The organism is Amycolatopsis sp. SID8362, from assembly GCF_010550475.1.
Classification (GTDB): Bacteria; Actinomycetota; Actinomycetes; order Mycobacteriales; family Pseudonocardiaceae; genus Amycolatopsis; species Amycolatopsis eburnea.
In genome coordinates, this window is sequence record NZ_JAAGNB010000630.1 from 1 (window position 1) to 11,439 (window position 11,439).

Consider the following 11,439-nt stretch of genomic DNA (forward strand, 5'->3'; position numbering starts at 1 on the left):
GCCGAGGCCGCCGCCGCCGACGCCGCCGCCGAGTCCGCCGCCGACGCCGCCAGTCGCGGTCACGGTACTACCGTTAATGGTGACCGTGCCGCCAGCACCACCACCATTATGGGCGCCGCAGCCGCCGATCCCGCTGCCGCCGCCATGGTCGACGTTGCCGAGGCCGCCCGTGGCCTCCACAGTGGTGACCGCGTTGATCGTGAGTGTGCCACCATCGCAAAGGCTGCCGGAGTCGCTGCCGCCGATCCCGCTGCCACCACCGCTGCTGTCGGGTATGCCGTCGCCGCCGGTCGCTTTGAGCGTGCCGGGACCGTTGATGATCAAGGTGGCGTCGACGGTTTGGATGCCCGCCCACCGAGCGGCACCCGTCAGGTCGAGGGTGAACCCGGCGAGGTCGAGAGTCACGGTCTTGCCAGCTGGGATGGTCAGGCCGGGGCTGTCGGGGCTGGTGTAGGTGATGTTCTGGCACAGGGTGACAGTGCCGCCGCCGTCGACCGCGGCTTGCAGGCTAGGACCGTCGGTGATGGTGCAGCCTGCGGCCAGCGCCGCAGGAGCGGTGGTCAGCGATACCCCCCCCAGCACGAGCACGCTCGCGGCCGCCGCGGCTGTTCGGGATCGCCAGGTTTGTCCTCGTGCACCGCCGCGTCGCTGGATCAGACCCTGTCGCCGGTCAACGGCATGCCCGAATGTCACGTGAATTGTCCCTCTCGCAGCTGCCCGCTACCGTCCCCGCGTCGGGGGCAGCGAAGCTCCAGCACATGGTGCTGACACAAATGTCGGGCGAACCGTAGGCTGGCCTGGCGGTGCCGGCAACTTGAGGCCTCGGTGCCCAACGACGGCTGTGGGACTGCCCGCAACGGACCTGCACCGTCGCGACCATCCTGGCCGGACGAGCGATAGCGGGCCCGTGACCAGCGCCGCAACCCTACCGCGCACACTGACCTCCGGCGTGGTGGCAAGTGCGGCGGTGTCGGGTGAGCGCACCGGAATTGCCCGCCGGTGTGCTCGGACGGGAAACAAAGCGTGCCTCTCAGGACATTGGCGACGTACGCGGGATTCCCGCTTTTTGCAGCACGTGATCGAACGGACCATTGCCACGGACCGCGAGCCATGAAGTTTCCCAGCCCACGTGGCGGACGGGACACGGCCGCTATCAGGGCTTCGACGCCACCAGCGCGGTCAAATCCGCGAGACGGTTGGCGCCCCCATTCGTTGTCGTACCAGCCGACTACCTTGACCTGCATACCGAACCTTCGTCAGCAGGCCGGCACGATGCCGAGCACCGACGATGTCCGAAGACACCAGCGGCGCGTCGGTGTACCGCAGGATTCCCTTGAGTCGGCCGCCGCCCGCAGCGCCGCATTGTGTCCGGACCGGCGACCGCAGCTCCTTAATAGAGAGTCACAAGGTAACTGTAATTCTTGGGGTAACGGGCGGCAGCGAGAAAGGTCCATTAGGGTCGGGCGGGTGTCGGCTGGGCGGGGAGGGTGAGCACGTGACTGAGGGTGACCGGACTGGCAGGCCCTATGGTCGGGCTCGGCCTGATCGTCAAGCTGCTGCCGCGGAAAATGCAGGCGACGGCCGAGGGATTAGGCTGAGAGCTGACCCCGAGGTTGGCGGAGGCGACTCCGCTGATGATGCTCGGCCTCGGGTCCGAGGCGCTGTGGTTGTCGCGTTGTTGTGCGTTGCCGCGTTGATGTTCGACGCCGCGGCGGGGGTGCTGCCGGACAGGTCCTACTTCATGGTCATCACCTGGCAGCGGCTAGTGGTCGTCGCGGGAATCGTGGCCCTGTTCGCGGCGGGAGCCAAGTTCTCGGACTTCCGGACTCGGCTCGACATCCCGGTCGTCGTGTTGCTGCTGGCCTCACTGCTTGCCGTGGCGCGGTTCGGGGGCGGGCCGCAGATGCGCAACCTCCTCTCCTTCGTCGCGATCTACTACCTGGTTGTGTGCCTGCTGAGGATGGAAAAACGAGCATGGCGCACGATCGTGCTGGTGGCGTCCGGCGCCGCGACCGTCGCCGCCGCAGTCGCGATCAGCCAGGTGAGCCGCGATGTGTCGACCGGTTTCTGTCGATCCGGATTGCTCGGCGACGCCCCGTGCGAGCCGGGGATGGTCGTCCGGGCGATCGGTACCTTCTCCAACCCCAACCTGCTCGCCGGGTTCCTGCTGCTGTTCGCACCGATGGGGGTGCTGGCGGTCGCGACGATCACCGACCGGACGTACCAGATCTGCGTGCTCGCGCTGACGATCCTGGCCTACGGCGCGCTGATCTCCACGTTCTCGCGCGCCGCTTACATCGCCGGGCTGGCGGGTGGACTTGTGCTGGTATGGCAGCGCTACCACGGTCAGCTGAGTCGGCGGCATCGGAAAATGGCCATGTGGGGTGGTGTCGGGGCACTCGCGGTGACACTGGTCGGCATCTTCGTGGTGTCGTCGTCCGGCCGCGCGCTCGGTGTGCGCAACGAGGCGTGGAGCGCCTCCATCGAGATCGCGATGAGCAATCCGCTCGGTGTCGGACTCGGGCGGGCGGGTGCGGTCGTCAACGCCCACATCGACGGCACCGAGGAGTTCGTGCACGTCCACAACCTCTGGTTGAACTGGCTGGTCGAAGCAGGCGTCATCGGGTTCGCCGCGATCGCGGCGATTACCTTCGGCGCGTTGGTCTCCGCTGTGGGACTGGCGCGCGAACAGGACGCGATCGGATACCCGACGTTCGCGGCGCTGCTCGGCTTCCTGATGATGTCCCTGATGGACCATCCGTCCAACCTCAGCCGCGTCTCCGTCGCGTTCTGGCTGGTTCTGGGCGTCGTCATGGCCCGCACGCCCACAAAGTGGCGTGTGGTGTCCGCGGCCGTGTCCAAATCCGCGGCGACACGATTTGATGAGCCGGTTCGGTGCAAGCCGCGGCTGGCGCGTGTCGATCCGGCCGCCGAGACCAGGCCGATCTCAATGGCACCGATACGGAAGCCGGTCGTTCCGCCCCGGGACTCGCCACCGGGGCGCCATGCCGGTCAGCTCAGCGCCCCAGGACGCACACCGCCGCCACGACGCGTCCCACGTGGACAGAACTCGAAACAAGGCAGGCCGATTCCAGAGGAACGGCCGCCACGGCTGCCGGGGAACGGCCGTATCTCCGGATCACTGCCGCGTCCCGAACGGAGTAGGGGATGAATCAGCCGACTGTGGGCGGGGCATTCCACGGTCGGCTCGAGATGGAGCTGCTCGCCGAGCTTGTCGCTCAGTTCACCTGGGTTTCCAGTAGGAGCCGAAACGGGGCGAGGTGCCCGTGGCTGGGGTCATTTGCCGACGGCCCGTCCCCGAACCAGCCGGGCCCAAAGCGCCGTTGCTTATCCTGGCCCGAGCCCGTCGAGGCTGGTCCGGTCTCGACGGGCTCAGGCACTCCATGGAATTTCGGAGAGCGCCAACACGGCCGCGTTCAGTCGGTCGAGACCGCCGTGGACACGGCGCGCGTCAGGTCGGTGATTCGCGTTGCGGAGTCACTCCAGGACAGTGTCGTCGGCTCGAGGGGCAGCACGACCACGATCTTTTCGTCGTTCGCACCGACCGTGCCGGTCGTGTGCATGGCCCGGCTGGTGAGGTCGATGTCCGCGGCGTCCGCTCGCGCTTCACGGCGACTGTCCCGGTCGACCGCGGCGACAGCTTCCCGCACCTCTGGTGTGTCCGGGGTCTCGGCCCGGCCCGGTTCCGTACATTCTTCATTACCGGCGGGGGAGTCACCGAATCCCGACCAACCCTGCTTGACCGCCCGCGGCCGGGGCAGTGCCCCGGGAATCCCGAACGACTGGTCGAACTTGTCCGAACCGCACTTCGTGGATTGGCGGAGGTTGCTCATGATGAAGTCCCGGTACTTCGGGGTGGCTTCGGTCAAGATGTACTGATAGGTCCGCACGATGTCGGCCGCGCTGATCGCGGTGTGGCCCCACATGCCGCGCCGGGCGGGTGGCTCGGTGTCGCTCAGCCCGACCCTGTGGGCCGTTCGGACGACGATCTGCTCCCAGCCGTCGCGCACCCACAGCGTGCTCGCCGCTTTGTCGTCGCTGGACCGCAGCATCGGTTCCAGCAAAGCGAGGTCGCCGGCGGGGATCGAATAGCCCGGGCCGTGCGACTCCAGGTAGTCGAGTGCGATGAAGAGCTTCACGACCGACGCGGACCGGTACTGCTGGTGCTCGCCGGATCCCGACCTCGCCCCGGTCGTCCGGTCCAGCACAGTCCAGCTCGCCGTCATGCCCGGCGGGAGGTCTATGGAACCGGAAGCAGGCGAAGCCGCGGCCACTCCGGGTGTCGTGATCAACGCGGTCAACCCCAGCAGGAGCGCAGGTAAACGTCGTGCGAGTTGCATTTCACTGTCCTCAGTGGTTGTCGAGCAACTCCGGGGGGCGGTGGCGCCGTAAACCTCGGGCAGGAAAGCGTTCCCTTTTGGACATGGCTGACGGAATCCGGGTCGTGTTCTACCTTCTCCTCGATGCACTCCGGACGAAGGAGATTCGAAGTGGCGGATTTTGACCGCCGTGCCCTGCTCAAAGCGGGACTCACGGCGACCGCGGTCGGAGCCCTCGGGCTGACTGGGGCGAAGACAGCGGCAGCGGCGAGCGTGCCGCTCCCGGCCATCCACGAAACGGCGGAGTGGAACGCGCGACCGCCGTCGGAGGCCATCGTGGTCGAGGACCACAAACCGACGTACATCGTCGTGCACCACACGGCGAATCCGGGAAACAGCACCGACTACTCGCTCGCGCACGCGTTCCAGATCTCGCGTGCCATCCAGAACTTCCACATGGACGGCCGCGGCTGGATCGACACCGGCCAGCAGTTCACGAACATCCGCGGCGGGCACGTCACCGAAGGCCGCCACCGCAGCCTCGAAATCCTCCGCGGTGGCACGCAGCACGTGCACGGCGCCAACGTCCTCAACCACAACAGCGAGTGCCTCGGCATCGAAAACGAAGGCCTGTACAGCACGGTCGACGTGCCACGAGCGCTGTGGGACTCGCTGGTGAACCTCGTCGCGTACATCGCGCACCAGTACGACATCACGCCCGAGTTCATCAAGGGCCACCGCGACTTCAACTCCACCGAGTGCTGCGGCCAGGTGCTCTACGACCGGCTCCCCGAGCTGCGGACCGCGGTCGGGCGCGTCCTCGGCGTCTCGGTCGCGCGGTCGGAGGCCGCGTGGCCGCTGCTCAAACCGGGTGACACCGGCCGGAACGTCCAGCGGGCACAGGTGTTCCTGCGTGCGGCGGGCTACGACGTGCCCACCGACGGCGTGTTCGGGAAGGCGACAAAGGACGCCGTCGCGGCGTTGGCGGCACGGCACGGACTGTCCGGCGACGCGTGCACGGCCGCGCGGGCGACGGACGAAACCGGCTTCCTCGGCTCCGACATCTGGCCACTGATCGTCCCTTCGGACCGCTCCACGGCGGGCTGGCGAGCAGCCCTGGCCGACGGGGAAACCATGACCGTCCGCGGCGGTGGCGGCCGGCCTCGGGCGTAGTGGTCAGAGCTTCGACGCCACCAGCGCGGTCAGGTCCGCGAGCCGGTTGGCGTACCCCCATTCGTTGTCGTACCAGCCGACGACCTTGACCTGCGTGCCGAGCACCTTCGTGAGCAGGCCGTCCACGACGCACGATGCCGGGTCGCCGACGATGTCCGCGGACACCAGCGGCTCGGCGGTGTAGCGCAGGATGCCCTTGAGCGGCCCGTCGGCCGCCGCCCGCAGTGCCGCGTTGACCTCGTCGGCCGAGGTGGCCCGCGCGACGTCCACGGTCAGGTCGGTCACCGATCCGGTCGGCACCGGCACCCGCAGCGCGTACCCGTCGAGCCGCCCCCGCAGCTCCGGCAGGACCCGGCCGATCGCCTTGGCCGCGCCGGTCGAGGTCGGTACCACGTTCACCGCGGCGGCCCGGGCCCGGCGCAGGTCCTGGTGCGGGCCGTCCTGGAGGTTCTGGTCCTGGGTGTAGGCGTGCACGGTGGTCATCAGACCACGCTCGATGGTGAACGCCTCGTGCACCACTTTCGCGAGCGGCGCGAGGCAGTTCGTCGTGCAGGACGCGTTGGAGAGGATCGTCTGGCTGCCGTCGTAGGCGTCGTCGTTGACGCCCATCACCACGGTCAGGTCGTCGCCCTTGGCGGGTGCGGAGATGATGACTTTCGCGGCGCCCGCGTCGATGTGACGGCGGGCGTCGCCGGCGGCGGTGAAGAACCCGGTCGACTCGACCACGACGTCCACGCCGAGTTCGGCCCAGGGCAGCGCACCCGGGTCGCGTTCGGCGAGCACGGCGACGCTCCGGTCGCCGATCCGGAGACCGTCGGAACTCACCTCGACCGGTTCCGCGAGCCGCCCGGCGACGCTGTCGTACTTGAGCAGGTGCGCCATCGTGGCCATGTCGCCGAGATCGTTGACGGCGACGACCTCGAGGTCGTGCTCGCCGGCCCGGACCGCGCGCCAGAAGTTCCGGCCGATCCGGCCGAACCCGTTGATCCCCACCCGGACGGTCATGGTGACGTCTCCTTCGTCGTGTCGGCGAACACGCGGCTGGCGAGCAGGTCTTCCGGGGCGAACTCCATCAGTTCGGCGCGGCCCAACGGCTTTCCGTCCGTGCCGAGCAGCCGGTTGGCGTGCCGGAGCCGGGCGCGTTCCACCGCGTTCCGCACGCTGCGCGCGTTGGCGAACCGGGGCTGCTCGATCCGGCGCCGCAGGTACTCCCGGAACGTCGGCTCGGCGGCCGCGGAAAACCGGTAGCCCTCCTGGTCGAGCATCCGCCCGGCGATCGCCATCAGCTCGTCGAGACCGTAGTCGGCGAAGGTCAGGTGGTGCGCGATCCGCGAACTCATGCCCGGGTTGGAGCTGAAGAACGTGTCCATCCGGTCCTGGTACCCGGCCATGATCACGACCAGGTCGTCACGCTGGTTTTCCATGACCTGCAACAGGATCTCGATCGACTCCTGGCCGTAGTCACGTTCGTTCTCCGCGCGGAACAGGTGGTAGGCCTCGTCGATGAACAGCACCCCGCCCATCGCTCGCTTCAGGACTTCCTTGGTCTTCGGCGCGGTGTGGCCGACGTACTGGCCGACCAGATCGTCCCGGGTCACCGCGACCAGGTGCCCCCGCTCGAGACACCCGACCCGGTGCAGCAGCTCGGCCATCCGCAGCGCGACGGTCGTCTTTCCGGTCCCGGGATTCCCGGTGAAGCACATGTGCAGGTTCGGCCGCGACGACGTCAGCCCGAAGCGGCGCCGGACCCCGTCGACCAGCAGCAGCGCGGCGATCTCGCGCACTCGCGTCTTGACCGGCGCGAGCCCGACCAGCTCGCCGTCGAGCGCGTCGAGCACCTCGTCGATGCCCGATGCCTTCCGTTCCACCGCCAGGTCCACGGTGGCGTCCGCCGGCAACGGGGCCGGGGGTGCCTCGGGTTCCGGGTCCGGCCCGGTCGGCATCCGGAAGCCGGTCATCGGTACCGGTCACCCGCGGGCCGGTCCGCCGCGTACGGGTGCAGGGTGTAGCGCAGGCGGCGGTCGGTGTCCTCCTGGCGGTCGAGGCGGAACCCCGGTTCCGCCGGGGGCCGGTTGACGAGGAACGACAGCGCCGTGGTCTGCCGGTGGTAGCGGGCGTCGAACGCGTTGACCCGGATGTAGTGGCTCGGGTACGCCGTCCGGCACTCGTTGACCTCGTACAGCACGCCGGCCGCGTCGTGCAGGTCGAACATCGGCAGCCCCCACATGTCCCAGTAGTGGTTGCGGGGGTGCGGGTCGTCGGTGTGCTCGACGGCCAGCGACCAGCCGTTGTCCAGTGCGTACCGGACCTGCTGGGTGATCTCGTCGTCGGTCAGGTCGGGCAGGTAGGAGAAGGTGCCCTGGGTGATCCGCATGTCCGGTCTCCTCTATAGCGCGGTCGGCGTCTCGACGACGTCGGGCACGTCGGTGGACGCGTAGTCGAACGTGATGTCGCCCCACGTGGACAGCGCGATGTCCAGCTCGCGGCTGCGCTTGGCGGCGGCCTTGAGGATGTCGGTGCCCTCCGCGAGGTAGTCGCGGCCCTCGTTGCGGGCCTTGATCATCGCCTCCAGCGCGACCCGGTTGGCCGTCGCGCCCGCCGCGATACCCATCGGGTGGCCGATCGTGCCGCCGCCGAACTGCAGGATGACGTCTTCGCCGAGGTAGTGCACCAGCTCGTGCATCTGACCGGCGTGGATGCCGCCGGACGCGACCGGCATGACGCCCGGCATGGACGCCCACTCCTGGTCGAAGTACAGGCCCTTGACCGGATCGGCCGGAACGCTGTCCAGCCGCAGCGTGTCGTAGAAGCCGCGCACGGAGTTCGGGTCGCCCTCGAGCTTGCCGACGACCGTGCCGGCGTGGATGTGGTCGACCCCGGCCAGCCGCATCCACTTCGCGATGACGCGGAAGCTCACCCCGTGCGTCTTCTGCCGGGTGTAGGTGCTGTGGCCCGCCCGGTGCAGGTGCAGCAGGACGCCGTTGCGCCGGGCCCACTTCGCCATCGACTGGATCGCGGTGTAGCCGATGGTGAGGTCGATCATCACGATCACGCTGCCGATTTCCTTGGCGAACTCGGCGCGCTCGTACATGTCCTCCATCGTCGCCGCGGTGATGTTGAGGTAGTGCCCCTTGACCTCACCGGTTTCTGCTGCGGCGCGGTTGACCGCCTCCATGCAGAACAGGAACCGGTCACGCCAGCGCATGAACGGCTGGGAGTTGATGTTCTCGTCGTCCTTGGTGAAGTCGAGCCCGCCACGCAGCGCCTCGAACACCACGCGGCCGTAGTTGCGCGCGGACAGGCCCAGCTTCGGCTTGACGGTCGCGCCGAGCAACGGGCGCCCGTACTTGTCGAGGTACTCGCGCTCCATGACGATCCCGTGCGCCGGGCCCTGGAACGTCTTGACGTAGTGCGTGGGGATGCGCATGTCCTCCAGCCGCAGCGCTTTGAGCGCCTTGAACCCGAAGACGTTGCCGATGATCGACGACGTCAGGTTCGCGATCGAGCCTTCCTCGAACAGGTCGAGGTCGTAGGCCACGTAGGCGATGTACTCACCGGGGCGGCCGGGTACGGCGTTCACCCGATAGCACTTGGCCTGGTAGCGATCGTAGGCGGTGAGCCGGTCGGTCCAGACGACGGTCCAGGTCGCGGTGGACGACTCGCCGGCGACCGCCGCCCCGGCCTCCTCCGGCGGCACCCCGTCCTGCGGCGCGATGCGGAACGCGGCCAGCACGTCCGTCGCCTTCGGCTCGTAGTCCGGCTGCCAGTAGCCCATCTCCGCGTAGGGGATGACCCCGGCACCCCAGCGCCCGGTGTTCCCGTTGGACCCCATCGTGGCTCCTGCCGTTCTCGTGGTTGCCCGTCCTCACCATGGTCTCGGCGGCAGGTTGAAAGAACCAGCGACATTTCCCAGCGATACCTGAGCGATCGTCGAAGTGTCGCGGTGCCGACCGGGTTCCTGATCTGCGTGCACCGCTGGAATCTCACCGAAACCGCGTTCGACCGGGACGCCGAGCACGACCGGTGTCGCCGAGCTGGTGATCCCGCCCGGCAGCGCGCCTGGGACGTTCAGCATCTCGCCGATCGTCGTCGCGGCCTGCCGCCGTTCGCGTCGCCGAGGTGATCGGCGCGTCGCGCCGGCGGCGGCCGAGTTCGGATGGCGGCTCGACGTGCGCGACCACTCGGCGCTCGCCCATTGGATCGAACAGGACTGCCGGTGCCCACCCCGCCTGCCCGGCAGCGACTACCGCGTTCGGTGGTCCCTCGTTCCGCAAGCCCGTCAAGGGCGGCGATTCCATCCTGCACCACCACAGCCTGAACCCCTCGTCAGCAGCGACTGGTCGATCAAGATGGAGCTGTTCTCCGGCCGCTCCACGTCAGCGCCTCAGCCAGCTTTCAGGCGGCACGGCACCGAGTACTCGTCGAACCCGTTCCTTGGCCGAAACGTGACGGGACGCGACCAGCCCAGGGCGCGCGCCCGATGCTCTCCCCGGCGAACTCGATCGTGCTTTCGGTCGCCGGAGGGGACATTGCCCTTCCAGTAGCTGGCCCCAGCTCCGACATAGAGCCGATTCCGTCGTCCCGCACATGTTCGTCCGGAAAGGACACCATTGGTGCGAGATCCGGAGTCAATCGCCAGAGTTACCCGGTTTGCTGCCCCGTGCAGTCATACTTGCAGTGCCACAAGGGAACATGCGATTGCCCGAATGGGCCGTCGCCTCGGGTTGAATGCAGGCCGTTCCTGGCGAGTGGGTACCACGAGTTGGTACCGTCCGCCCATGACGCTCCCCCCGGCGCCTAGCCGCCGCTTCGCAGCAGCCGCTAGCCGACTTGTCGCTGTGTCCGTTGTCGCGCTCGGCGGGGCCAGTGTCCTCGCCGCGCCGACGGCGAACGCGGCACCGGCCGACTGCAAGTCCACGACGCAGAACTTCGCCTACACGGGCAGCCTGCAGACCTTCAGCGTCCCGGCCGGGGTGACCCAGATCGACATGACCGTCGCCGGCGCCGCCGGCGGCGCCGGCGATGACCAAGTCCCGGCCGCCGGCGGCCGGGGCGCGGTCATGACGGTCGATCGCGTCCCGGTTAACGCAGGCGCCCCGCTCACCCTGCTCGTCGGCGGCGTCGGCACCTCCCCCCGTTACCTTTTTCGTAGTTCCTGATCAAGGAACTGTGGTCACCAGGCCCGGCATGACTAACGCCCCCAGTCGAACCCATGATCCGGGGGGTGGTGTCACCGGGTCTGGTGGCATCGAGGGACCGCTGATAGGGACACGGCCACCAACTGGTAGGTCTCGTCGTAACGTGGGTGCCGGCCATCGATGCCCTCCCGGTGACCACGTCGCGGCGAACGAACGGCATGGTGGATGAGCAGCAGTTTCGGGGTCTTTCTCGGCCTGGACGTCGGCAAGGACGCCCATCACGCGGTCGGTCTCGACCCACAGGGAAAGCGGCTGCATGACGCCCCGCTGCCCAACACCGAACCCAAGCTGCGAGCCCTGTTCGACAAGCTCGCCCGGCACGGAACGCTGCTGGTCGTGGTCGACCAGCCGGCCACCATCGGTGCGCTGCCGGTCGCAGTCGCCCGCGCCGCCGGACACCAGGTCGCCTACCTGCCCGGCCTGGCGATGCGCCGCATCGCCGACCTCTACCCCGGCCGCGCCAAAACCGATGCCCGCGACGCGTTCATCATCGCCGACGCCGCCCGTTCCCTGCCCCACACCCTGCGCCCGGTCGACGTCGGCGACGAGGCGCTGGCCGAGCTGGACGTGCTGGTCGGGTTCGACGACGACCTCGCCGGTGAGGCCACCCGGATCAGCAATCGCATCCGCGGGCTGCTCACCGGCATCCACCCCGCCCTCGAACGCGCCATCGGGCCGAAGATCACCCATCCCGCGGTGCTGGAAATCCTCTCGCGTTGCGGCGGTCC

Annotated in this window: 10 protein-coding genes and 1 pseudogene; 5 read left to right on the plus strand and 6 right to left on the minus strand. The window is 68.5% G+C overall.

From position 1 onward, the window contains the following. Nucleotides 1-588: pseudogene (locus G3I65_RS19670) on the minus strand (hypothetical protein); the annotation flags it as partial. Between the two features lie 1,075 nt (nucleotides 589-1,663). On the opposite strand from G3I65_RS19670, the gene G3I65_RS19675 reads away from it, so the two are divergent. Next, complete coding sequence (locus G3I65_RS19675) at nucleotides 1,664-3,172, plus strand: O-antigen ligase (protein WP_160697410.1); 1,509 nt, start codon at nucleotides 1,664-1,666, stop codon at nucleotides 3,170-3,172. Between the two features lie 265 nt (nucleotides 3,173-3,437). Here G3I65_RS19675 and G3I65_RS19680 read toward each other — a convergent pair whose 3' ends face one another. Beyond that, on the minus strand, nucleotides 3,438-4,361 hold the full coding sequence (locus G3I65_RS19680; protein WP_239071308.1) for a hypothetical protein: 924 nt from the start codon (nucleotides 4,359-4,361) through the stop codon (nucleotides 3,438-3,440). Nucleotides 4,362-4,511: 150 nt separating this feature from the next. Between G3I65_RS19680 and G3I65_RS19685 the strand changes: the two genes are divergently transcribed. Beyond that, complete coding sequence (locus tag G3I65_RS19685; RefSeq protein ID WP_160697411.1) at nucleotides 4,512-5,513, plus strand: N-acetylmuramoyl-L-alanine amidase; 1,002 nt, start codon at nucleotides 4,512-4,514, stop codon at nucleotides 5,511-5,513. Nucleotides 5,514-5,516: 3 nt separating this feature from the next. On the opposite strand, the gene gap is transcribed toward G3I65_RS19685, so the two are convergent. From gap to G3I65_RS19705, 4 genes are read right to left on the minus strand one after another with little or no spacing between them, the layout of a single operon-like run. Continuing rightward, nucleotides 5,517-6,518: a type I glyceraldehyde-3-phosphate dehydrogenase gene (gene gap, locus G3I65_RS19690; RefSeq protein ID WP_160697412.1), complete on the minus strand. Its 1,002-nt coding sequence runs from the start codon at nucleotides 6,516-6,518 to the stop codon at nucleotides 5,517-5,519. After that, nucleotides 6,515-7,471, minus strand: coding sequence for a CbbX protein (gene cbbX / locus G3I65_RS19695; protein ID WP_160697413.1), 957 nt, complete (start codon nucleotides 7,469-7,471; stop codon nucleotides 6,515-6,517). Before cbbX ends, gap begins: the two co-directional genes overlap by 4 nt. After that, a complete protein-coding gene (locus tag G3I65_RS19700) occupies nucleotides 7,468-7,887 on the minus strand; it encodes a ribulose bisphosphate carboxylase small subunit (RefSeq protein WP_160697414.1) in 420 nt (139 codons plus the stop codon). Before G3I65_RS19700 ends, cbbX begins: the two co-directional genes overlap by 4 nt. 12 nt (nucleotides 7,888-7,899) lie before the next feature. Then, entirely contained in the window at nucleotides 7,900-9,345 is a 1,446-nt protein-coding gene (locus G3I65_RS19705; RefSeq protein ID WP_160697415.1) for a form I ribulose bisphosphate carboxylase large subunit, read from the minus strand. 111 nt (nucleotides 9,346-9,456) lie between these two features. Here G3I65_RS19705 and G3I65_RS19710 point away from each other — a divergent pair, with 111 nt between their 5' ends. The 3 genes from G3I65_RS19710 to G3I65_RS19720 form a co-directional block, all read left to right on the plus strand. Next, nucleotides 9,457-9,636, plus strand: a complete 180-nt coding sequence (locus tag G3I65_RS19710; RefSeq protein ID WP_160697416.1) for a hypothetical protein — start codon at nucleotides 9,457-9,459, stop codon at nucleotides 9,634-9,636. A 715-nt stretch (nucleotides 9,637-10,351) separates the two neighbouring features. Beyond that, nucleotides 10,352-10,672 (plus strand): hypothetical protein, encoded by a 321-nt coding sequence (locus G3I65_RS19715; RefSeq protein WP_160697417.1) that lies wholly within the window; start codon nucleotides 10,352-10,354, stop codon nucleotides 10,670-10,672. A gap of 204 nt (nucleotides 10,673-10,876) precedes the next feature. Next, nucleotides 10,877-11,439, plus strand: a 563-nt coding sequence (locus tag G3I65_RS19720) for a transposase (protein WP_160696960.1), incomplete at its 3' end; no start/stop codon positions are given.